Origin of the sequence: Methylobacterium sp. Leaf456 (assembly GCF_001425465.1) — a bacterium.
Lineage (GTDB): Bacteria > Pseudomonadota > Alphaproteobacteria > Rhizobiales > Beijerinckiaceae > Methylobacterium.
The window spans coordinates 227,430-248,721 of the sequence record NZ_LMQV01000043.1; the positions used below are offsets into that span (position 1 = coordinate 227,430).

The 21,292-nt window shown below is 64.8% G+C and carries 19 protein-coding genes and 1 pseudogene; 10 read left to right on the top strand and 10 right to left on the bottom strand.

What is annotated here, in order from left to right; translation table 11 throughout:
- Nucleotides 1-9: 9 nt before the first annotated feature.
- From ASG52_RS22570 to ASG52_RS28710, 5 genes are all read right to left on the bottom strand, one after another.
- A complete protein-coding gene (locus ASG52_RS22570) occupies nucleotides 10-1,344 on the bottom strand; it encodes an NCS2 family permease (protein ID WP_056248119.1) in 1,335 nt (444 codons plus the stop codon).
- Nucleotides 1,345-1,354: 10 nt separating this feature from the next.
- The gene (locus ASG52_RS22575) at nucleotides 1,355-4,093 is read right to left on the bottom strand and encodes a molybdopterin-dependent oxidoreductase (protein WP_056248122.1); all 2,739 of its coding nucleotides are present in this window, start codon (nucleotides 4,091-4,093) and stop codon (nucleotides 1,355-1,357) included.
- Nucleotides 4,090-4,902 (bottom strand): FAD binding domain-containing protein, encoded by an 813-nt coding sequence (locus ASG52_RS22580; protein ID WP_056248125.1) that lies wholly within the window; start codon nucleotides 4,900-4,902, stop codon nucleotides 4,090-4,092. Before ASG52_RS22580 ends, ASG52_RS22575 begins: the two co-directional genes overlap by 4 nt.
- 353 nt (nucleotides 4,903-5,255) lie before the next feature.
- A complete protein-coding gene (locus ASG52_RS27515; RefSeq protein ID WP_156384084.1) occupies nucleotides 5,256-5,411 on the bottom strand; it encodes a DUF3309 domain-containing protein in 156 nt (51 codons plus the stop codon).
- Nucleotides 5,412-5,469: 58 nt separating this feature from the next.
- Nucleotides 5,470-5,796, bottom strand: a complete 327-nt coding sequence (locus ASG52_RS28710) for an autotransporter-associated beta strand repeat-containing protein (RefSeq protein ID WP_353612503.1) — start codon at nucleotides 5,794-5,796, stop codon at nucleotides 5,470-5,472.
- Here ASG52_RS28710 and ASG52_RS28520 point away from each other — a divergent pair.
- On the top strand, nucleotides 5,744-5,929 hold the full coding sequence (locus ASG52_RS28520; protein ID WP_286159141.1) for a hypothetical protein: 186 nt from the start codon (nucleotides 5,744-5,746) through the stop codon (nucleotides 5,927-5,929). The two genes, ASG52_RS28710 and ASG52_RS28520, sit on opposite strands and share 53 nt — an antisense overlap.
- Nucleotides 5,930-8,218: 2,289 nt before the next feature.
- On the opposite strand, the gene ASG52_RS27520 is transcribed toward ASG52_RS28520, so the two are convergent.
- Nucleotides 8,219-8,395 (bottom strand): hypothetical protein, encoded by a 177-nt coding sequence (locus ASG52_RS27520; RefSeq protein WP_156384085.1) that lies wholly within the window; start codon nucleotides 8,393-8,395, stop codon nucleotides 8,219-8,221.
- Nucleotides 8,396-8,874: 479 nt separating this feature from the next.
- Between ASG52_RS27520 and ASG52_RS22590 the strand changes: the two are divergent.
- Nucleotides 8,875-9,063 (top strand): annotated as a pseudogene (locus ASG52_RS22590) (recombinase family protein); the annotation flags it as partial.
- Between the two features lie 270 nt (nucleotides 9,064-9,333).
- Here the strand turns inward: ASG52_RS22590 and istB are convergent.
- Entirely contained in the window at nucleotides 9,334-10,065 is a 732-nt protein-coding gene (istB, locus tag ASG52_RS22595) for an IS21-like element helper ATPase IstB (RefSeq protein ID WP_056248133.1), read from the bottom strand.
- On the bottom strand, nucleotides 10,065-11,573 hold the full coding sequence (gene istA, locus ASG52_RS22600) for an IS21 family transposase (protein ID WP_056248135.1): 1,509 nt from the start codon (nucleotides 11,571-11,573) through the stop codon (nucleotides 10,065-10,067). The genes istB and istA overlap by 1 nt, the downstream gene beginning before the upstream one ends.
- A gap of 156 nt (nucleotides 11,574-11,729) precedes the next feature.
- Here istA and ASG52_RS22605 point away from each other — a divergent pair, with 156 nt between their 5' ends.
- The 3 genes from ASG52_RS22605 (at nucleotide 11,730) to ASG52_RS26720 (ending at nucleotide 15,338) form a co-directional block, all read left to right on the top strand.
- Nucleotides 11,730-12,317 (top strand): recombinase family protein, encoded by a 588-nt coding sequence (locus tag ASG52_RS22605; RefSeq protein WP_286159160.1) that lies wholly within the window; start codon nucleotides 11,730-11,732, stop codon nucleotides 12,315-12,317.
- Between the two features lie 1,005 nt (nucleotides 12,318-13,322).
- The gene (locus tag ASG52_RS26715; RefSeq protein ID WP_082552692.1) at nucleotides 13,323-13,988 is read left to right on the top strand and encodes a ParB/RepB/Spo0J family partition protein; all 666 of its coding nucleotides are present in this window, start codon (nucleotides 13,323-13,325) and stop codon (nucleotides 13,986-13,988) included.
- Between the two features lie 231 nt (nucleotides 13,989-14,219).
- Nucleotides 14,220-15,338: a DUF2806 domain-containing protein gene (locus tag ASG52_RS26720; RefSeq protein WP_082552693.1), complete on the top strand. Its 1,119-nt coding sequence runs from the start codon at nucleotides 14,220-14,222 to the stop codon at nucleotides 15,336-15,338.
- Between the two features lie 37 nt (nucleotides 15,339-15,375).
- Here ASG52_RS26720 and ASG52_RS26725 read toward each other — a convergent pair whose 3' ends face one another.
- A complete protein-coding gene (locus tag ASG52_RS26725; RefSeq protein ID WP_082552694.1) occupies nucleotides 15,376-16,809 on the bottom strand; it encodes a DUF6538 domain-containing protein in 1,434 nt (477 codons plus the stop codon).
- Between the two features lie 474 nt (nucleotides 16,810-17,283).
- Here ASG52_RS26725 and ASG52_RS22610 point away from each other — a divergent pair, with 474 nt between their 5' ends.
- The 4 genes from ASG52_RS22610 to ASG52_RS22625 all read left to right on the top strand — a co-directional run bounded on the left by ASG52_RS22610 (nucleotide 17,284) and on the right by ASG52_RS22625 (nucleotide 20,621).
- The gene (locus ASG52_RS22610) at nucleotides 17,284-18,387 is read left to right on the top strand and encodes a tyrosine-type recombinase/integrase (RefSeq protein WP_286159142.1); all 1,104 of its coding nucleotides are present in this window, start codon (nucleotides 17,284-17,286) and stop codon (nucleotides 18,385-18,387) included.
- Between the two features lies 1 nt (nucleotide 18,388).
- On the top strand, nucleotides 18,389-18,748 hold the full coding sequence (locus ASG52_RS22615) for a hypothetical protein (RefSeq protein ID WP_156384087.1): 360 nt from the start codon (nucleotides 18,389-18,391) through the stop codon (nucleotides 18,746-18,748).
- A 170-nt stretch (nucleotides 18,749-18,918) separates the two neighbouring features.
- Entirely contained in the window at nucleotides 18,919-19,671 is a 753-nt protein-coding gene (locus ASG52_RS22620) for a bacteriorhodopsin (protein WP_056248145.1), read from the top strand.
- 92 nt (nucleotides 19,672-19,763) lie between these two features.
- Nucleotides 19,764-20,621, top strand: coding sequence for a Brp/Blh family beta-carotene 15,15'-dioxygenase (locus ASG52_RS22625; RefSeq protein WP_056248148.1), 858 nt, complete (start codon nucleotides 19,764-19,766; stop codon nucleotides 20,619-20,621).
- Nucleotides 20,622-20,661: 40 nt separating this feature from the next.
- On the opposite strand, the gene ASG52_RS22630 is transcribed toward ASG52_RS22625, so the two are convergent.
- The gene (locus ASG52_RS22630; RefSeq protein ID WP_286159143.1) at nucleotides 20,662-21,000 is read right to left on the bottom strand and encodes a DUF6894 family protein; all 339 of its coding nucleotides are present in this window, start codon (nucleotides 20,998-21,000) and stop codon (nucleotides 20,662-20,664) included.
- Between the two features lie 41 nt (nucleotides 21,001-21,041).
- On the opposite strand from ASG52_RS22630, the gene ASG52_RS22635 reads away from it, so the two are divergent.
- Nucleotides 21,042-21,290 carry a hypothetical protein gene (locus ASG52_RS22635; RefSeq protein WP_286159144.1) on the top strand — a complete coding sequence of 83 codons (249 nt, stop codon included), beginning with the start codon at nucleotides 21,042-21,044 and terminating at the stop codon, nucleotides 21,288-21,290.
- Nucleotides 21,291-21,292: the final 2 nt, after the last annotated feature.

The window sequence follows — 21,292 nt, forward strand, 5'->3', positions numbered from 1 at the left end:
GAACGCGGATCAATGCGCGCCGCCGCTCTCGACGAACTTGAACAGGAACACCGCGGCGATCACCCACACGATCGGCTTCACCTCGCGGGCGCGGCCCGTGAGCCCCTTCAGCACCGCGTAGGTGATGAAGCCGAACGCCACGCCGTTGGCGATGGAATAGGTGAACGGCATCAGGAGCGCCGTCACGCAGGCCGGGATCACCTCGGTGAGGTCGTCCCAGTCGAGATCGACCAGCTCGTGCAGCATCAGGCAGGCGACGTAGAACAGGGCCGGCGCGGTCGCGTAGGCCGGCACCGAGCCCGCGAGCGGGGCGAAGAACAGGCAGGCGAGGAACAGCACGGCCACGGTCGCCGCGGTGAGCCCGGTGCGCCCGCCCTCCTCGACGCCGGACGCGCTCTCGAGATACGCGGTGGTGCTCGACGTGCCGAGCAAGGCGCCGGCGAAGATCGAGGAGGAATCGGCCATCAGGGCCCGGTCGAGCCGGTCCATCTTGCCCTCGGTCAGGAGCCCGGCGCGGTTGGCGACCCCCATCAGCGTGCCGGTGGCGTCGAACAATTCGACGAGGAAGAACACCAGCACGACGTTGAGGATGCCCCCCGTGAGCGCGCCCGAGATGTCGAGGGCGAACAGCGTCGGCGCGATCGAGGGCGGCAAAGAGACGACGCCCTGGAAGGTGTTGTCGGCGAAGGCGAAGCTCAGCGCCGTGATCGTCAGGATGGTGGCGAGCAGTGCGCCCTTGACCCTGCGCACCGAGAGTGCCGCGACCATCAGGAAGCCGATGACGGCGAGCACCGTCGAGGGCTTGTGCAGGTCGCCGACGGTGACGAAGGTCGCCGGGCTCGCCGCGACGACGCCCGCGTTCTTGAGCGCGATGATCGCCAGAAAAAGGCCGATGCCGACCGTGATGGCGATGCGCATGGAGCGCGGGATGCCGTCCACGATCACCGAGCGCAGGCCCGTCAGCGTGACGGCGAGGAACAGGCAGCCGGAGATGAACACCGCGCCGAGCGCCGCCTGCCACGTATAGCCTATCTGCAGCACGACGACGTAGGCGAAGTAGGCGTTGAGCCCCATGCCGGGCGCGAGCGCGATGGGGTAGTTGGCGTAGAGCGCCATCACCATCGAGCCGAGTGCCGCCACGAGGCAGGTGGCGACGAAGACCGCGCCCTTGGGCATCCCGGCATCCGCCAGGATGTTGGGGTTGATGAAGACGATGTAGGCCATCGTCAGGAAGGTGGTCAGGCCCGCGAGCAGTTCGGTGCGGACCGTGGTGCCGTGCTCGGAGAGCCGGAACCAGCGTTCCAGCAGGCCGGTCGGCGCGATGTGATCCCGCTTCACGTCCATGCCGAAGTCCTCAGGCTTGTGCGTCCATCACCGCGCGGAAGATGCGGTCGGGGGCGAACGGCGTCGCGGTCAGCCGCGCGCCCGTGGCGTCGCGGATGGCGTTGCCGAGAGCGGCGGCGACGGGGTTGAACGGCGATTCGCTCATCGACTTGGCCCCGAGCGGCCCGACGGAATCGTGGGTGTCGGCGAAGATCACCTGCGTGTCCGGCACGTCGGCGCAGGCCGGGATGTGGTAGTTGCGGAAGGTGGCCGTCAGCACGCTGCCGTCCGGCTCCAGGCGCAGATTTTCGTAGAGCGCCGCGCCGAGCGCCTGGGCGACGCCGCCCTCGACCTGCCCGCGGCACTGCATCGGGTTGATGACGGTGCCGGCGTCCGCCGCCTGGATGCTCTTCAGGATGCGGACCTCGCCGGTCTGCGGATGCACCGCCACGCGAAACGCCTGGACGTTGAAGGCGACCGAGCGCGGCGTGCCGTCGGCCCGGCCCTCCGCCGCCATCGCTCCGCCCTCCGCCAACTCGGCGAGCGGGACGAGGCGCGTGGGCGTCGCGACGCTGTCGCGGGTGAGGCGGCAGGCGGTGGGATCGGCGCCGGTCTTTTCGGCGGCCGCCTCCCGGAGCTTTTGCGCGAGCGCGGAACTCGCCAAAAAGTTCGCCTGTCCGGCGACCACGGTGCCGGTGCTGCCGTAGGCGCCGGTGTCGTGGGCCACCGCGTCGGTGTCGGCCTGGATCAGGCGGATGCGGTCGGGCGTGGTGCCGAGCGCCTGCGCCGCGATCTGCCCGTGGACCGTGCTGGTGCCGTTGCCGAACTCGGCGGTGCCGACCGAGAGGGCATAAGTGCCGTCGGCCTCCAGGCGGATGCCCGCATGGGCGAAGTGGCCCCGCGGCGGCACCGTGTCGATCATCGCCATCGCCATGCCCTGGCCCACCAGCCAATCGGGGCCCGGCGGCGCCGCGCCGGGATCGGCGGCGAGTGCGGCCTGCGCCCGGTCCAGGCACTGGTCGAGCCCGTAGGAGCCGTAGCGCACGTCGTGCGGCTCCAGGCTCGTCGAGACCAGCGGATCGCCGGGGCGCACGGCGTTGCGGCGGCGCATGTCGAACGGATCGATCCCGAGGTCCCGCGCCAGCTCGTCCATCGCCGATTCGACTGCAAAAATGGCCTGGCTCAGGCCGTAGCCGCGAAACGCCCCGGCCGGCAGGGTGTGGGTGTAGGCGGCGTAACCTTCGACCCGCTTGTTGGGGCAGGCATAGGCCGCGATGCTCTCGTTGCAGCCGTGATGCAGCACGCCGCCGGCATGGTTGCCGTAGGCGCCGGTGTTCGACAGCACCTTCAACGAGATCGCGGTGAGGCGGCCGTCGGCGGCTGCGCCGATCTTCACCCGCACCCGCATCGGATGGCGCGTGGTGGCGGCGGAAAAGTTTTCCGTCCGCGTCGTCTCGTATTTGACGGGGCGCCCGGTCTTGAGGACGGCGAGCGTCACCAGATCCTCGACCAGCATTTCCTGCTTGCCGCCGAAGCCGCCGCCGACCCGGCCGCAGACGACGCGGACTTGATCCCGCGGGAGGTCGAACAGGGCGCAGAGCGCGTCGCGGGTCAGGAACGGCACCTGGGTCGAGGCGCGCAGCGTCAGCCGCCCCGCCTCGTCGCGCCAGCCGATGGCGGCGTGGGTCTCGAGATGGGCGTGCTGCACCCGCTGCGAGACGTACTCCGCCTCGTAGATCCGATGCGCCGAGGCAAAGCCCGCCTCGACATCGCCGACCTCGCCGTGCGCCTCCGCGGCGAGGTTCGGGTGCGGATGGAGCGGCGGTGCGTCGGCACCGGGCGTGCGGTCGGCCGGGTCGTGCACCAGCGGCGCGTCCGGCCGCAGGGCCTCCTCCGGGTCGAACACCGCCGGGCGCAGGCGGTATTCCACGCGCAACGCCCGCAGGCCGGCCTGCGCTGCGGCCTCGCTCTCGGCGACCACCGCGGCGACGCGCTGGCCGATGAAGCGGATCACGGGATCGAGCACCCGCGTGTCGGCGGCGTCGTCCCGCGGGTCCTCGTGGCGCCCGGTGGAGAACCGCGCTTGCGGCGCATCCTCGTGGGTCAGCACGGCGACGACGCCCGGCACGGCCAAGGCCGCCGTGCGGTCGATGCTCAGAATTTCGGCATGGGCGTGGGGCGAGCGCAGCACCTTGAGATGCAACAGGCCCGGCATCGCGCGGTCGAGGGTGTAGGCGGTCCGCCCCGAGACGATGCCGAGGCTCGCGGGCGCGGGCAGGCTGCATCCGACCGGCTCGTGCGCGTCTGCGGCCGCGGCATGACCGATCCCGGCCACCGCGTCGCGGATCGCCCGGTAGCCGGTGCAGCGGCAGAGATTGCCCTTCAGCGCGGTGGCAAGGTCCTGCCGCTGGCCCTGGTCGAGGGCGGCGGCCGTCATGATCATGCCCGGCGTGCAGAAGCCGCACTGGAAGCCCTGCGCCGCGACGAAGCCCGCCTGCATCGGGTGCAGCTGGTCGGGCGGGGTGGAGCCCGGTGCGCAGGGGCCGGCCAGCCCCTCGATGGTGGTGATGCTGTGCCCCTCCGCCCGGTGGGCCGGCAGCAGGCAGGAATGGATCGGCTCGCCGTCGAGATGAACCGTGCAGGCGCCGCAATCGCCCGCGTCGCAGCCCTTCTTGACCCCGAACCAGCCGAGATCGCGTAAGAGCGTGCGCAGGCACTGCCCCGGCCGGACCGTGGCGTCCTGCGCCTGCCCGTTGACCGTCAGCCTCACAGCGAAAGCTCCTGCCTGATCTCTTCCGCGAGGAGGCCGGTGACGTGGGCGCGCCAATCCGGCGCCCCGTGCACGTCGTCGTACCAGCCGTCGTCCGGGATGGCGGCGTGAAGCGCCGCCTGCAGTTCCGCCGCCTCCGGCACGCCGGGGAAGCGCAACTGGCAGGGCCGCGGCGTCGAGGCGGTGACCGTGAGGGCAAAACCCTCGGCGTCGCGCGTGCCGATCGTCAGGGCGCCGGAGCGGCCGTTCGGCGACAGTGAAATCCGCCGGAACGCCGTGCGCCGCCTGAGCGCCGCGGCCGGCATCGCGATCCGCCGCAGGATTTCGCCGCTCCGCAAAGCCGTCTCTTGCGGCCCGAGCACGAAGTCGAGCACGGAGAGGCGCCGCTCGGCTCCGTCGGGCCCCCGGATCACGCAGGAACCGTCGAGGGCGGCGGTGAGCGCGATCATCGGCCCGGCCGGCAGCGCCATGCAGAGGTTGCCCCCCACCGTCGCCCGGTTCCAGATCTTGAACGAGCCGAGCAGCGCCCGGCAGCATTGCCCGACCAACGGCGCAGCGATCCAGGCGGCCGGCCATTCGTGCCGGTCGAGTTCGGCGATGGTACAGGTCGCCGACAGGCTCAAGGTTTCCGCGTCCCGCTCGATCGCCGGCCAGCCGAGGCCGGCGAGGTCGATCAGCCGGGTCAGCCCGGGCTGCGGCTGCGAAAACAGCCACGTCCCGCCCGCGAGCCACGCATCGCCTTCGCGCCACTCGGGGATGTCGTCCGATCCGCGCGGCGCCAGCACGGCGGTGATGGTGTCGAGGTCCATGAGCGAGCCCGGCGCTGTGGCGTCTCAGTGTCTCTCACAAAACTCCCGCTGCGTCGTCGAGCCCGAACGAAGAGCCGGCGGCGAACGGGCGTTGTGTGAGGCACTCTCAGAGCGGCGATCGATCCGTCGTGCAGGATCGGGCTCAGCTATAGCAAGATCGCGTCCAGGCCGGACTTCCGGGCGCCGACACCTGTTCGACGGGCATGGCCGCGCCTGCGGCGACGATCGGCGACGAGAGCCGGTCCCGCACGTTCGGCGTCATGGACTTCGACCAAGCTCCGATCCGGCTTGGCGGGGCCTCTCGCGGAACGCGCGGGAGGCCCTTCGTCAGGCCGGCAGACCGCGCGACGCCCTCAGATCCGGCCCGTCACCAGCAGCACGATCAGGATGATGAGCAGGATGCCGCCCAGTCCGAAACCGGGGCCGCGATAGGCGCCTCCTCCGAGGAAGCCGCCTCCGCCGAACGCGATGAGGATGAGCAGGATCAGCAGAATGGTCGTGACGGACATGGGCGACGCTCCTCGTGCTCCCGCACCAACGCTTGAGCATGGCGGCTAACCACCGCCATCACGATTTCGTTGCCGGCCTTCGAGCCGTTCCGCGGCCTGCCCCTTCGGACATCCACTTCGTCGTACGTCGTCGTGACGACAGTGCCGGCACCGGATAGGCCCTTGAGGGGGCGCTCGCCTCCTCCCCGAGCCGGCTCGCGTCGAAGGTCGCACCGGCGGCCACATGGACGACCTCACTCCCGGAGATACCGGAGGAGGAGTCCCTGAGGACGAGGGGTCCGGCGTTGACGGTGGTCGCTCCGATATAGGTGTCGGAGGCCGAGAGGACGGTCGTGCCGGAGCCGTTCCGCGTCGGCCCGCCCGCGCCCGACCCCACGCCGGACACCAACGCAGTGCCGCTCGTGCCGATCGTCAAGCCGGTCGCGGTCGCGATGCTGATCGTGAGTGCGGAGTCCCCCGATCCCGCCGCGAGTTCCACGTCGCCGCCCGTCGAAGTGAGCGAGCCGGACAGGCTTTAAGGTGCCCGCCGGATCGTGGTCCGGAATCCCCGAGAACCCCGCATCGAGTCGGATGGTGCCGTCCGCCTGAAGGCTTCCGCCCGGTTCGAGGAGGATGGTGCGTCCCGCCTGCAGGGTCAGCCGCTGGCCGACAGGGTGACGGGGCTGGCTCCGCTCAGATCGCGCGCGGCCTGCGGGCGGATCGTCGCGTCGGTCAGCCCTTCGATCTCCGCAAGGGGTGATCTGGACATCGTCGGCTGTTCCGCCCGCATCGTGGGCGAGGTTCGGATCGGCCCCGTTCGTGAGGCGTTGCGTCTTGTCGTCGGAGGCGGTGATCGAAACATCGCGCGACATGGCACTCAAACTCCGGAAATCAGCAGGGTGCGGGCGCGGCAAACCGCGTGATCGAGATGCTCGGGGGCCCGCGTCACGGGGCGCTCAGCGCCGCGACGGCGTTGGGCGCGGTGGCACCGATCCGGGCGACGGGGATCGATTTGAAAGGCCGGCCTGCGGCGCCTTGATCATGATCGGACCGTCAAACACGGGCGAACGTCCGGACGACGAGCGAAGCGGAGTTCCTGCGGGGTACGTCCCTCGACCAGGACGAAGCCGCGCAGAATGAGGTGCGACCGCGATAGGATCACCGAAAGCATGCGCGGTACGCCAACATGCAGACTGGTTTCGGCTTCTGACGACTGCATTCATGACGATGCGGGCCGCTTGGCGCGGCACGCTGAGTTCGAGGTCTGGATTGTCCTTAAGTGAGTGATCTTCTGCGGATTAACAATATATCCTAAATATATAATGTAAAATATGAATAATTCCGCAGGTAAGGTCTCAAAAATCAGACTAATTCGTTCGATGTATGTCCTCTGATGGGTTTTCAAGCCTCCGCAGCGATCATTGCTACGCTTCTATCGCCCGTGGGTGAGGCGAGCCCGGCGCGGCCTGATCCAGTTGGGTCGCGGGCGGAGCCTGCGCTTTCCGGTTCAGGCGCGGCGATGCCCCGCCAGATCGACCACGCCAGCTGTCTCACCCGGCGCGATCCAGCGCGGCAGGGCCGGTCCGGCCAGCCTCCCCCCGCAGGAAGAGCGTGCCCCTGCAGCCGTCCACAGGGCGGCGGGCAGCGCCGCGGCGCCGTCCGTTTGATGGGGCCGGTGCCGCGACCCAACATGAACGCAGTCATCTTTCTTATTGCAGTCTGCGCTGAGCTATCTACCCTTAAAAGGCTCGTTGCTCGATCGAAGTGGTGAAGGTGCAAGTTCGCCGACGAGCGACTCACTTCGCAGCCGAGGCACCCGCACGCCGGTGAACACTTGGCGCTGATCGAGTTGTTTCTGTTTGATCAATGTCATAAACAGATTATTGATGCCGGCATATGGCATCGGAGCATTCTGGGTGTTTCAGTCGGAGCCGTGGGGTTTTCGAACATCCCGTACCCTTGATGAGCCGATCAGGTCGATCGTCGAAAAATTTGCACGAGATAGATTTTGCTTTCTTGTCGATACGCTTTTTCCGTGTCGCCCGGTTGGGAGTGCACCAGACAAACCGGGGTCGGAAGCCTGTCTGAGCGACGGCCACGCGTCGTCACCTCGGGCAACCGGATCGAGTGGGTGGAGCCGTCTTGGCGCTGGATTCCGTCGCCCGCCGCGCCGGTTCCATGGTCGGGTCTTCCTCCCCATGGTCGAGGAGCTGCAAGACGGTCCGGGCCTCGTCGCCGATCAGGCTCTTCGCGGCGCGTCGGAGGATGGCGCGGTTGACAGGCTACGATGGGGCTGCCGCGAGCACGGTTACGGGCGACGGGCGACGGGCGGTGCGCGGCGCAACCGGACTCGCAGGCTTCGGGCGATCGTCACGACGAGGCTGTCGAAGCTTTCTTCGGGGTTGGGACCGGTCTTCTCTCCGGCCTTCGGCGGTGGCTCGACGCATGGTCGAGCGCACGGCAGCCGAGCCAACGGCCCTCTGCATTCGAGGTCGCGGATCGTATCGGCGAGGTCGATCCGCAGCGCCGGTTTCGAACCGGCTGCGGGTCAAATCAAAGCGAGGGTATTCGTGCTTGTCGCTTGTTCGCCGAGGCAACAATGCCGGCAACGATTATCGTGCTGCGCTGGCTGGATCGAGCTAAGTGCTTGATCCGGCTGGCGCTCCCAAGGTGCTTCTAACCTTGTAGGGGATATGCCGACTGGTACGACCCTAAGACACTGTTATTGCTCAATATATGAGCGCTCCGCCTTGGGACCAACGTTTCGCCCCGAGGTTGGTTTTGTATCACTCATTTGGGTGGCTGTGTAGCACCCCCGAGGGGGAAGCTCAGAGCGTCAGGGTCCGAAGGCCGATGGCGTCCAGAACCGCAAACACGATGTCTACCTCGGCGATGTCCCGGAACACCAGGGACAACCCGTCGATCCTCTCGCCCTCAGTCCGTGACCGAAGATATGCCAAGCCTTGCTCAGTGGTGCCCGTCAGGGTCAGCAGGCCACTGGTCATTGTCACAAGCACGTCGAAATCCAGGTGTGGCACCGAAAGCCCCTATTGGTCGGAACAAGTGCGTCCTACTGCGGTTGATATATTGGCGTCAAGCCAATTACTGGCATGTAATGGTAGCTGGCATCCCATAGCAACTCCACACGATGCTTGGTCTAACGACAACAATCGACCTTTAGCCGGAATTTGAAAGTGGGGGTGGGTGGGTCCTTCTGGTAAATCATCGTTAGGAGGGACCCGCGACTGGGACTCCTACGGCTTAACCCACTGCCGAACCTTATCTCTGTCGTGTCGATGCTGATGGCTAGTCGAAGCTGATGACGTGCCTCGCTCAGAAATTACATACTGTGTGCGTTCGGCGGGATGGGTGACATTCAGGGACATTCTGGGTCTGCTGCCGATATACTGGTTGAGAGTGTCGAAGGGGTCTGTTACGTATGTAGCAACGAACGTAGTGACTGACGTGACGGGAGTGGCAAGCAATGGCTCAGGGGCAGTTTGTCTCGTACCTCCGGGTATCCACCGAGAGGCAGGGGCGCTCCGGGCTTGGGCTTGAAGCGCAGCGGGAGGCCGTCAGCAGCTACCTGAACGGGGGGAACTGGAAGCTGGTCGCTGAGGTGGTCGAGGTCGAGAGCGGGAGCAGGAACGATAGGCCGAAGTGTCAATCGGCGTCCAATCGGGACCCAGGATCGGCGTCCAAAAAGGACCCACCTGCCGGAAGGGTTTGAAGGCTCCAACGCAGAGATCGACGTCGCGGANTGTCAATCGGCGTCCAATCGGGACCCAGGATCGGCGTCCAAAAAGGACCCACCTGCCGGAAGGGTTTGAAGGCTCCAACGCAGAGATCGACGTCGCGGAGCCGGTCAGGGTGAGCGCAGCGGCGTCGATCTCGTCTTCAGCCTGCCGCCCCCTCCGGCCGCGGCGTGCCGCGGCCGGCTTCCTCAGGAGCGCGTCTTCAGCCGCCAGCTGGCGTTGCCGGTCTCCAGAATGTCGCAGTGGTGCGTCAGCCGGTCGAGCAAAGCCGTGGTCATCTTCGCGTCGCCGAAGACGCTCGGCCACTCGGCAAACGGCAGGTTGGTCGTCACGATCACCGAGGTGCGCTCGTAGAGCCGGCTGATCAGATGGAACAGCATCTGACCGCCCGCGCGCGGGAACGGCAGGTAGCCAAGCTCGTCCAGGATCACGAGATCGGTCCGCGACAGCTGCGAGGCGAGCCGGCCCGCCTTGCCCGCGCGAGCTTCCACCTCCAGTTGGTTGACGAGGTCGACCGTGTTGAAGAAGCGAACACGTGCTTCGCGCTCACGCACGCAGTTGGCCCCGATGGCGATGGCCAGATGCGTCTTGCCCGATCCGGTGCCGCCGATGAGCACCGCGTTGCGGCTGTCGGTCAGGAAGTTGCCCTGGTGCAGGTCACGCACGACCGCGGCATTCACCGGTGAGGCCGCAAGGTCGAACTCGGCGAGCGTTTTCATCACCGGGAACTTGGCGTTGCCCATCCGGTAGGCCGTCGCCCGGCTCTCCACATCGGCCAGCTGCGCGGCGAGCAACTCGCCGATCACCCGTTCGGGTGCGTGTCCACGTTTGCCGGCCTGGGTGATCACCTCGTCGTAGGCCGCGCGCATCCCGCGCAGCTTCAGCTTGACCATGAGGTCGAGGACGGTATGGCGCTCCATCACAGCACCTCCAACATGCGTAGGCTGTCGTAGCGGGCGCAATCGGCCAGCGGCTCCAAGTCGAGCGTCAGGGAGGCGGGCGTGAGCACGGGAGCCGGCAGATCCGGCTCGTTCGCACGTGCCAGCAGGTTGAGCACGGTGTCGGCGCTGAAGAGGCGCATGGACAGGGCCGCAYGGCAGGCGGCCTCGACAGCATCCAGACCGGCGCCCGGCACGGCCGAGAGGATCTCGACGAACTGGCGGTCACCGTCGGTGTGGGCCTTCAGCCGCTCGCGGATCTCGGCGAGGCCCGTCGGCAGATCCCAGTCGCGGAACGGTTCGCCGTTCCTTAGAGCGCCGGGCTTGCGAGCCAGCACGGGCAGATAGTGCCAGGGATCGTAGATGGTCTCATTGCGTCCGAAGCGGCGCCCGTGGTTGGCAATCGGCTCACCGTTGAGGAAGACGAGGATGCGTTCGGCATAGGCACGCAGTTGCACGCGCCGACCGGCAGCTCGTGCGGCCACTGAGTAGCGATTGTGGTCGTAGCGCACGAGGCAGGTGCGTGAGGCGGCAACATCGACCTCGTGGAAGCCGTCGAAGGCTCCACGGTAGGGGATCAGCGCCGGGCGCTCCTCGGCCTCGAACACGTCGTGCACCGTGCGATGCCTTTGGACAGGATGAGGCACCGTGGCTGCCCAATCCCGACAGCGATGTTCGAGCCAGCGGTTGAGGTCGGCCAGCGTCTCGAAGCGCAGGATCGGCTTGAAGAAGCGTCCGCGGGCGGTGCGCACTTGGTTCTCGACCTGCCCCTTCTCCCAACCCGCACAGGGATTGCAGGCGGTCGGCTCGACGAGATGGTGCGAGCACATCTGGAGGAAGCGGCGGTTGAAGGTGCGCTGACGGCCGGCGAAGATCGTCGCCACGGCCGTCCTCATGTTGTCGTAGATGCCGCGCCGGCAGGAGCCGCCGAAGAGGCGGAAGGCCTGCTCGTGAGCGTCGAAGACCATCTCCTGCGTCTCGCGCGGGTAAGCACGCACCAGAAAGAACCGGCTGTGGCAGAGCCGGATGTGGGCGACCTTTACCTGCACGGTCGTGCCGGCCAGTCGCACGCTCTCGTGGCTCCAGTCGAACTGGTAGGCCTCGCCGGGGGCAAAGGCGAGCGGCACGAACACGCCCTGAGCCGTGGCAGCCCGCTCTGCGAAGAACTGCTGAGCATAGCGGCGCACCGCATCGTAGCCGCCGGTATACCCTTCCACTCGCAGCCCTTCGAACAGGCGCACGTAGCTCAGTCGTTCCCGCTTGGGCTTGGCCAGTTGCTCGGCGAGCAGAGCGTCGAGGCGAGGCAGATGGCCGTCGAGCTGCGGCCGCGGCTGATGCTGGCGCTTGTAGGCGAAGGCGGTCTTGTCCGAGCGTAACGCCTTGCGCACGACCTTGCGTGACAGGCGCAGCTCCCGCGAGATCTCGCGGATGCTCTTGTGCTCGTTGCGGAAGAGCCGCCGGATTTTGGCGATGGTCTCCACGATCAACATCCCCGGCTGGCTCCCTGTCCTGGACTGGATGGGAGCATGACGTGAGCTGCCGGGGGGTGGGTCCCAATTGGACGCCGATCAGCCCTTCAGCCGGGTTCTTTTTCCACGCCGCTTCTCANCTGGACTGGATGGGAGCATGACGTGAGCTGCCGGGGGGTGGGTCCCAATTGGACGCCGATCAGCCCTTCAGCCGGGTTCTTTTTCCACGCCGCTTCTCAGCCGAAGCTGACCGAGGCGTTGAAGCTCTGCCGGGTCCACAAGGCGACGCTGGTGATTGCGAAGCTCGACAGGCTGTCCAGGGACGCGGGGTTCCTCTTCAACCTTGAGGCCGAGTTGCAGCGGATGGGGCTGAGGTTCGTGGCTGCGGATATGCCCGATGCGAACGAGCTTACGATCCACATCATGGCGGTCGTGGCCCAAGCCGAACGGAAGATGATCGGAGAGCGAACCAAGCGGGCTCTGGCAGCTGCCAAGGCCAGAGGTCAGAAACTCGGCGGGGACCGGGGCAATCTCACAGCGGTCGGTGAGCAGGGCCGGGAGATCAGCAAGCGGGTGCGGGACGACATGGCCCAAGGCCGGGCTGAGGATTTGGCCGGGGTAATCCGTGAGCTTCGCGAGGGTGGAGCCGATTCGCTTCGGAAGCTTGCCGCTGGGTTGAACGAACGAGGGATTGAAGCCTCAAGGGGTGGACAATGGTCCGCTAATCAGGTCGCTCGGGTGCTCTCGCGGCTAGAAGCCCAATGAGATCAATGGGTTGAACCTCGGGGTCCTACGCAAGCCTCCTCCAAAGTCCTCTCAGTCAACTTTTTTCGAGAGCGTTTCGTTGGTTCAGCAATGGCTTGAGCCTTGGAGTGTGAGGACTGTCTATCCTCTGCGTCCTAAAGGTTGGACCATGAGATTGACGGATACGAGTTGGTATAGGAATGGAATTGCGTCGTCCCCAGGAGAGCAACGGGGGCGCTATCAGCAACTTACCCACTTGAGGGCCCTGGGGAAACCCGTTGCATCCCGATGGTGGAGCTATGAGGAAATACATTGAAGCCACCACCAAGCCAGCCAGTCGCCAACGGTAAGCAAGATGACTATTACCACCCGATCAACCAGATGCTTCGCTATGGGGGCTTTCAGCCATATGAGCGGGCCTCGGAGTTAGGCTTCGGGTCAGACTCAACACCAATCTTTTCAACACCCAAAGATTCTGCGGCCTTCGAAGAGTGGTACGTTCAGCAGCAGAAAACCAAGGTTCAGGCGCAGCAAGACGCTGAGGCTGCTCAGTCCCGAGAGGACTCACAGGCACTCGCCACGACACCCAAGCTACCATACTTCGGGTCAAACTTCGGAGAGGCATCGTCAGCCAAGCAGCCACCAGCACCATGGCGTTCTAATGCGTCAGGAAGGCCCGTGGCGCCCGTAGCAAGTGCCTGGGGAGGACCGCCGCCGAGTATTATGCTGGCCGTTATGGAGGCTCAGAAGCGCAGCAAAGACCCACGGTATTCGAGTGCTCTGGCCAGGACCAATCCAGCGATGCAATCGAGTGTATTCAAGGCGGCTTTCGAGTGGAGGCGCTGAGTCGTGGGGAAGCCAAAGCACACCAAACTGGCTGTCATTAGCACAAGCACGACATATGCTGAACTTGAGGCAATCGAGCAGTCCGAGCCAAGAAACGAGCGTAGAACACCGACTTTGCCATTATCAGCGATCCAAGTAGCTGACCAAGTGTTTCAGTGGCGTTCCTCCGGTCAAGACCTGATGGTGCGGGAGGAGCACGCTCGGGAACTCATTCGGACTGTGAGGGCTGTTGGCGGGGCTCTTGCTCCGGTCCTTGTCGTCCCGATTGGTGAGAAGTTCTATCTCGTGGATGGGCACCATCGCATAATCGCTTATCGGTCGATGGAATGGATTAGGAGTGTTCCGGTGGAATACTTCGAAGGCTCGCTGTATGAAGCGAAGCTGGAAGCTCTAAACCGCAACGTAAAGAGTCAACTTCCACTATCGACATCTGAGAAATCTGAGGCGGCCTGGGAGTTAGTCAGGGATAACAAGCTGGCGGTCAGGGTGATCTCCAAGCAAACATCCATCAGTGAGCGAACCGTCAAGTCAATGAGAAAGGCAGTTAAAACACTTGGTGCCGAAGCTGCCTCGGAGATAACTTGGGCTGAAGCGAGACGAAGGGATTGGAAGTCGGATGAGGACTATGATCCAGACGCGGCGAAGCGGGAGAAAGCCGAGAGGGTAGCAGCGGCGATCTTGCGGAACACCGGGGTATCCATCAGGCGTGACCCAAGGATACTCGCGGACGCCCTTGAGATCATCGACTCGAATATCCCTAATTGGATGATCTTGAATTGGTCTGATAGGGTCAAGCCACTTATGGATAAGTACCCTGATGACTTCCCGGAGCCTTTGGATATCTAGATGATCTTGGGCAATCACGATATGTGCAATTTGCACCTTCGACGATATACTTGAGGAAGTGGGCCTGGGGTTGATCCCTGGGCTCGCTGCTGATTTGTGTTATTTATGTCACTACGGTATCACGTAGGTTGACAGGGTTCTTGCTCAAAGGTGCAGGTGGCCAGCAGTTGAACACCGGCGTTTCAACACCTAGATTGCGAACCAAGTGCGTGACTAAGTGGAGTCGGTCGGATGGCAGACGAAGAGCAGCAGCCCGAAGCCCACGAGCCCACTGAGTCTCCGCCAAGTGAACGAAGCATCGCCGATAATCTTTCGGAACTAGCCACGACAGTAGCCACCGGAATACCCCCACAGGCGCAGAGGAATCTCTGGAAGGCCTTCGGTCGTGTAGTTCTGGCGGGAGTCGAGTGGCCTGAGAACTATCTCAAGGGTAAGGGGCAAATCACCAAAGCGGCGGCCGGTGTTAAGGTGGCGCGGCTTGAGGCTGAGGCTTCTGAGATCAGAGCAAAGCAAAAGGCACGCGAAGTTGTTTTAAAAGAGAGTGCCAAGGCGTCATTGCCGCACTTGAGGGACCCGCAGACTTCCTCACGCGCCCTTGATTATCACTTCGAGGAAATCACGAGAGAGCAGCAGACCCGTGAAGACATCCTTAGGATAGCCGCTCGTGAGTTGAGTGAGGAAGAAATAACGGTTGATGCTTCAGGGGAGATCGAAGACGATTGGCTGTTTGCCTTCTTCAAGATTGCCGCTGCTAAGACTAAGGAAGAGTGGAAGGAGGCATTTGGCCGTGTGCTGGCGGGTGAGATCAAGAAACCGGGGACATTTTCAATTAGTGCCGTTGAGGTATTCTCTAGGTTAGATCAGGCGACTGCCGACATATTCAGGCGCGCGTGTAACCTAAGCTCCGAGGTTGGTCGTGGGGCTCGCATAGTGGTTCCGGAGGATTTATCCATCGGAGAGAATAAGTTCGCTCATTTAGGGCTCTCTTATACGGACATTGCCCGCCTTGTAGAAGTTGGATTGCTTAGGCATGACTTAAGTGAATATACTGAGTTCGACATCTCGAAAGACGAATTCTCAATGCAAATTGGGCATGCGGACGTGTCGTTAGTAATAGCGTCCGCCGAGCTTCCGGAGGGCCAAAGTGTTAGACTGCCTCGCCTGCGGTTGTCGGGCCCTGGATTTACTTCAGTGGGAGCCGAGTTGCGCAGCATAATCGATATGAGTCATTCGATGGATTACCTGAAGGCGCTTTCTGGCTACTTGAATAAAATGGGGTTATCTATGTTGTTTGTCGTGCGAAACGAGGCCGGCGGCTTCGGTCTTATGAAGATTGATCCTGTGACTTGAGGTGATTTTATCGCGGGCGTTGAGTGGTCATGTATGATTAAGGTCGGTCAGGCATTGTTGCGAGCTTGAGCGTTGCCTTGGATAGCCACTCAGTCATCGTATCGAGGGCGACGCCAAGTCCATAGCTCTCAGCAACGTTTGGTGATGCATGGCCCTGGATGTAGTCACTGATTGGCTTGGGGCATCCGCAATCGCGAAGTGCCTGTTTGACGGCGTGGCGAACACTATGGGTGGTTTTCTTCGGGTCTGTAATACCTCGTGCCCTGATAGCCTTGCTGAGGGCCGCAGAAGCCGCAGCACTGCCATTGTCCCGACCATAGCGGGGAAACACAGGGATGTTGCCTTTGGCCTCTCCTGGGGCAATCCGAGCAGCTTGAAGGTACGTATTCAAGGCGGCTACCGCTTCGGGAAGTAGTGGGACCACTCTGCGACTCGAATGGGTTTTTACACCACGGAACTCTTGTGGTCTTATCTCAATGAAAGGCTTAGGGCCGCTCAGGTCTCTTACATCGTTCCAGCCTAGTCCACATATCTCGTCTAGGCGGGCTCCCGTGAACACGAGAAGACGAGCAATCGTGCCAAGCTCAATGTTGACGCTGAGGATCAAAAAGACGCTGATTTCGTCGGCCGTGAGAGGTAGGCGCTTCTCCCGGTTCGGGGTTGGGTCTGCTACCGTGTAACGTTCAAATGGGTTTCGGCGTTGGATATCAAACTCCCGAAGCGATACCTCAATGATTGCACGGACTAGCTTGAAAGTCTTTCTGATGCTGGCTGGGGCCAAGCCCTTGGTCCGTAGGAACTCTTCAAAGGTTCTGACATCATCGACACGAAGGGTAGCTACCGTGTGTTCCTCGCCTACGGCATCCACGAAGTAATCTATGGCACGTCGCTTCTCTAGCTCCCACTTCCGGCGCTTGATCGGAGGCATACCCGACAGTTCACCCTTCCTAGCCCGAAGATAGACCGCAAGGGCCTCTTTGAGGGTCGGAACGGGCTTCTTGAGGATGCCGAGGACAGCGCGAGCTTCGGGGGCGCGGGCTAGCTCTTCATCACGAGTTTCGGGGTTGCTAATGTCAATGCCGAAGCGTTCGCGGACGATGTGGTCCCGGATGTCCTCTTCGATGTGATCCATCGACCCGTAAGAGATCAGCGGAAGCCCCGTAGCAGCGAGGAAGGCTGTCCCCCGGAACCAGTCGTCAACGCTGGTGTGCCCCGTAGTGTCGCTTAGCTCATGAGGCAGGGATGTGGTGGGGGCCTGTCGGGATTTGAGCGACTTCAACCACGCCTCGGCTTCGGTGTGTAACCGGAGGCTGCGGGCTTCCGCCTCTTGCTCGTCTTTGGTGTTGAGGCTCTGAACGATCTCGCGCTTGCCTGCGAGGGCCCGAAGCGGCTCAGGGATGACCCGGCGGTATTTCCATACGCCATGCCGAGAGCGGGTGATGTAGGGCATCCGAGCAAACCAGAGGGCCATCGACGCTCCCGTTTGTAACACCGATTTGGTGCACCACGAGGGGTAAGGCGTTGGTTTGTAAGGGGATCAGTGCCTTAAGGCAGACCGGTGGCGCTCCCAAGGGGAATCGAACCCCTGTTTTCGCCGTGAGAGGGCGAATTCTGATCGAATTTGAGGTCGATTGATGCGGTGTGAAAGCGTTTGATTTGCAATGGCTTACCTCATTTACCGTCATTGCGGATCATTCCCTTTCATGCCAGACCTGTCAACGAATTTGACAACGAAAACGAGGGCGCGATGGGCCGCCGAGCGAGTGCGTTCAAGAGCCGGAACAGCCGTGAGAAGCTGCCGGCATCGGACGTACCGGAGTGGGAGCTGCTCGGGCCAGGCATCCGCCTCGGATACCGGGCGGGCCGCGGCACGTGGGGGAGGGGAGGCTCCTGGCTCGCCGCCTCACGTGCGCCCGACGGCCGGCGGGTCCAGACGCAGCTCGGGTTGGCCGACGACGTTGCGGAAGCCGACGGCGCAGCGGTGCTCACGCACGAGCAGGCAAAGGAGGCGGCGAGGGCGTGGGTTGCATCGATCAGGCGCGCGCCCGATGCACAGCCGGCGCTGACAGTGGCCGACGCGGTCGAGCGCTATCTGGAGGCCCGAGAAGCCGAAGGCATGAAAGCGATCTACGACGCCCGCTCCCGCGCCCGCGTGCATGTGTTGCCGAAGCTCGGTAGCCTGCGGGTCGCCGATCTGACGCTGGAGCGCTTGCGGCGCTGGCGCGATGCGATGGTCAGCGCGCCGAAGCGGGTCCGCACGAGCCGGCTCGCCGCGAAGGCCAACGTGCGCGAGGTGGACGTCTCGGACCCGGAGGCGCTGCGCCGCCGGCGCGACACGGCGAACCGGACGCTGACGCTGCTCAAGGCCGCGCTGAATTGGGCCTACGCGCATCAGCTCGTCGCCAGCGACCACGCATGGCGGCTGCTCAAGCCGTTCCGCGACACAGGGGCGGCTCGGGTCCGATTCCTCGACGCGGCTGAGCAACAGCGCCTGCTGAACACGTGCGACGGCGAGTTGCGCGACCTTGTCGGCGCGGCGCTGATGACTGGTGCGCGCTTCGGCGAGCTCGCCCGGCTGACGGTGCGGGACTTCGATCGGACAGGCGGGACGGTGTTCGTCGAGCGCAGCAAGAATGGCCGGGCGCGCCACATCCCGCTCACGTCAGGCGGCGCAGCCCTGTTCGAGCGGCTCGCCGCCGGGCGCTCGCCGAAGGCACCGCTCCTCACCCGCGACAACGGCGAGGCGTGGAAGCCCGCGCAGTACCAGCGCGTCTTCAAGGGGGCGCTCGAACGGACGAAGCTGGAGAGCATCACCCTGCACGAATTGCGGCACTCCTACGCCAGCGCGATGGTGCGCAACGGCGCGCCGCTGCTCGTGGTCGCCGAGGCACTCGGGCACTCAGGCACGCGGATGGTCGAGAAGCACTACGCCCACCTCGCGCCGAGCTACGTCGCAGAGACGATCCGCCGGACGGCTCCCGATCTGGAGGTGGCCGCAACGAGCGTCGTGCCGCTCGCCCGTTCAGCCGCTGCGCGCGTGGGGGCCTGAGATGAGCCGATGTCTTGCAGTCCTGTCGCTGTGCGGCTGCCTCGTCGCAGCGCCCTGTAAAGCCGAGGGCGCGAACGCGGCTGGCTTCGGCTTGATGTCCTGTGCCGATGCCGAGCCGGTGTTCGATCAGCGCGACTATCGAAGGGCGTTCCTGGTGTGGACACTTGGCTTCGCCACGGGCGTCAACAATGTGCTGATCGTGCGGGATCAGCAGTTCCGCGATCTGTCCGGCCTGAACGCCGATCTCGTGGTGGGTTCCCTACGAGCCTACTGCACGCAGCATCCGACGGCGCTTTTGGTCCAGGGCGCCGAGAGTTTCTTTGCCAGCCTGCCGCTGCGTGCATGGCCGCGCCAGCGATAGCTGTGGGCGTTGGAGGGCACCTGCGGCTTAGGCTCGACGTTCTGTCGGATCAGGGCGGCGTTCTCACGCGACTGTGACCGCAGTCCTAGAAACATAGCCTGCCTGCTTTGATTGCCCGATGCGCTCATACGTTTGCAGCGCGCCCTTCATCCCTAACTAACGAGAAATCGATGACGCCTCAGTTTTGGCTCTGGCTGGGCTTTGCTGGCATGGCCGCCGGTGCCGCCGCCATCCTGTTCCTGGGCAAACGGCGGACGCAGGCTGAGGAGGCGGACACGATCATTCATGGGATCGTGCCGATCATCGCTGCCTGCTCGTACTTCGCAATGGCTACGGGGCAGGGCAGCATCGTCCTCCCGGCTGGGCCCGACGCAGCGGAGGCCGCGCGCCAGTTCTACTTTGCCCGCTACATCGACTGGACCTTCACCACGCCGCTGCTGCTCGTCGGCTTGTCTCGCACCGCGATGCATTCAGGCATGCGCCGCCCGGCGATCGTCTGGGGCCTGATCGGCTCCGACCTGCTCATGATCGTCACCGCCCTGGCCTTCGGCCTATCGCAGGTCGCCTGGGTGAAGTGGACGTGGTTCGCCATCTCCTGCGGCGCGTTCCTGGCGGTGTTCTACGGAATCTTCGTGCAGCTGCGCGAAGAGAACGCTGCGGAGCGCGGCGACGTGCGCGCCGCTTTCCTGCGCAACGCCGTGTTCCTGACCGTGGTCTGGTGCGCCTATCCGGTGGTGCTGCTCGTCGGGCAGGACGGTCTCGGCTTCTTGTCGCCGGCCCTGGCGCTGGGTATCGTCGCTGTGCTCGATCTAACCGCCAAGGTCGTCTACGGCCTAATGGCGACGATCCAGACGACCCGCGCGGTCGATCGCGATCTGACCGAGACCCGCACCTCCGCCACGCCGCTGCGCCGGGCGGCCTGATGGCCGGCGCGGCTCGCCCCCTCGCTCCGCCCCTCGGGGCGAGCCGCGCCCTCCCAGTGGCGGGGACACGGTTCCCGCACTCGGCCAGGATCGTGGCCGCCGCTCTGGTCGGGCTCGGCCTGACCGCCTCGGCGCTCCTGCCGCGGGACGCGTCCTGGCTCGCGGCGCTGGCGGCGGTAATCGTGCTCGGCGTGCCCCACGGGGCGCTCGACGGAGCGGTGGCCGCGCCCCTGCTGCGCCCGCGCTTCGGCCGGTTGTGGTTCGGAATCTTCGCTCTGCCGTATCTCGGCCTGTCGGCGCTGGTGCTCGTCGCATGGCAAGTCGTGCCGCTAGTCACCCTGGCCGGCTTCCTGGCGCTGTCGGTGGTGCATTTCGGCGAGGAGGATGCCGGGCCGGGCCGCCCCGTCGAGGCGCTCGTGCGCGGCGGGCTGCCGATTGCGCTCCCGGCGCTTCTGCGGCCCGACGAGACCGCCCAAATCTTCGCCCTAGTGGCGCGCGTGTCGATGCCGCAGCTTCCCGCATGGTGGGGCGCCGCCGCTTGGCTCTGGCTCGCTTTGGCCGTCGTGTGGCTCGCCACCCACCGGCCGCGCCGCGCGGTGCTGGCCGAATGCGCAGGCCTTGCTGTTGCCTTTTGGCTGCTGCCGCCGCTCACCGCCTTCGCCCTGTATTTCGTCGGCCTGCACGGGCCGCGCCACATGCGCACCCTGGTGCGCGATCCCGTGCGGGCACCCGCCATCGACACGATGGGCCGGGCCGTTCTTGCTTCGCTGCCGATCTTCGCCCTGACCCTTGGGCTCGGCGCTGGGCTGTGGCCGCTCTACGCGCCGGGCTCGCTCGGCCCGACGGCGGCCCTTCTAACGCTGACTCTGCAGATGCTGTCCGCGCTGACGGTGCCGCATGTGCTGCTCGACCGCTTAGCGTCAGGCTGGCAGAGTCTGCCTCCGTCCTGAGCTTGGGGGCAACTACCGACGCAGCGGAAGGCGTCCAGCATCAGCCCCTTTGCGTGCTCGTTCTGTCGGGGCGCACTTCAGTGAACGGACGCAGCAGCGTCCGCCGCCCCCGTGAATCGTGGACATCGACCAGCCAGCCCGACCAATCGATGTCTGGCGCCCCATCCATGAGCGCCTGCGCGACACGATCCGCTTGAAGCCCCAACGCCTGCAGCCGCGGCACCCATCGGCCGGTCAGGTCGAAGACGGCGTCGCCTCCACCGCCGACGCAATGGAAGTGGTAACGCTGGACCGTCACTGCGCTTTTCGCTTCGCGTTCACAGCGCTCCCCACGCCATTTCGGTCCCGCTCCGATCGTCGTTGAACCGCGCCCGTCCATCGGGTTTGTTCCTGATACGTTCTATCGGATTCGGAGGCTCGATGCACGCGATCAGCGGGCGCAGGACGATGCTGCGCGACGATCTGCCGGCCGGTCAGGATGCTCGGCGCGGCGAAGCCGAAGCGATCGCGCAGGCCTACCGCGCTGCGCACCGCGGCGACGATCGGGCCGCCCTGGTCGCGGCGATCAGCGATGCGCTGGCTGACCTCGACGCGGCCGAGGAGAGAACAGCGGCGACCCGGCGCGTCGTCTCCCACGGCTTCGTGCGCGGCCGGGTTAGCGCACCGTGAGC

What these genes read in the sequence shown, in the direction of transcription:
- ASG52_RS22570 (WP_056248119.1), bottom strand. Translation starts at nt 1,344, where the DNA reads ATGGACGTGAAGCGGGATCACATCGCGCCGACCGGCCTGCTGGAACGC.
- ASG52_RS22580 (WP_056248125.1), bottom strand. Translation starts at nt 4,902, where the DNA reads ATGGACCTCGACACCATCACCGCCGTGCTGGCGCCGCGCGGATCGGAC.
- ASG52_RS27515 (WP_156384084.1), bottom strand. Translation starts at nt 5,411, where the DNA reads ATGTCCGTCACGACCATTCTGCTGATCCTGCTCATCCTCATCGCGTTC.
- ASG52_RS27520 (WP_156384085.1), bottom strand. Translation starts at nt 8,395, where the DNA reads ATGACCAGTGGCCTGCTGACCCTGACGGGCACCACTGAGCAAGGCTTG.
- istB (WP_056248133.1), bottom strand. Translation starts at nt 10,065, where the DNA reads ATGGAGCGCCATACCGTCCTCGACCTCATGGTCAAGCTGAAGCTGCGC.
- ASG52_RS26715 (WP_082552692.1), top strand. Translation starts at nt 13,323, where the DNA reads ATGGTGCGGGAGGAGCACGCTCGGGAACTCATTCGGACTGTGAGGGCT.
- ASG52_RS26720 (WP_082552693.1), top strand. Translation starts at nt 14,220, where the DNA reads ATGGCAGACGAAGAGCAGCAGCCCGAAGCCCACGAGCCCACTGAGTCT.
- ASG52_RS26725 (WP_082552694.1), bottom strand. Translation starts at nt 16,809, where the DNA reads ATGGCCCTCTGGTTTGCTCGGATGCCCTACATCACCCGCTCTCGGCAT.
- ASG52_RS22615 (WP_156384087.1), top strand. Translation starts at nt 18,389, where the DNA reads ATGAGCCGATGTCTTGCAGTCCTGTCGCTGTGCGGCTGCCTCGTCGCA.
- ASG52_RS22620 (WP_056248145.1), top strand. Translation starts at nt 18,919, where the DNA reads ATGACGCCTCAGTTTTGGCTCTGGCTGGGCTTTGCTGGCATGGCCGCC.
- ASG52_RS22630 (WP_286159143.1), bottom strand. Translation starts at nt 21,000, where the DNA reads ATGGACGGGCGCGGTTCAACGACGATCGGAGCGGGACCGAAATGGCGT.
- ASG52_RS22635 (WP_286159144.1), top strand. Translation starts at nt 21,042, where the DNA reads ATGCACGCGATCAGCGGGCGCAGGACGATGCTGCGCGACGATCTGCCG.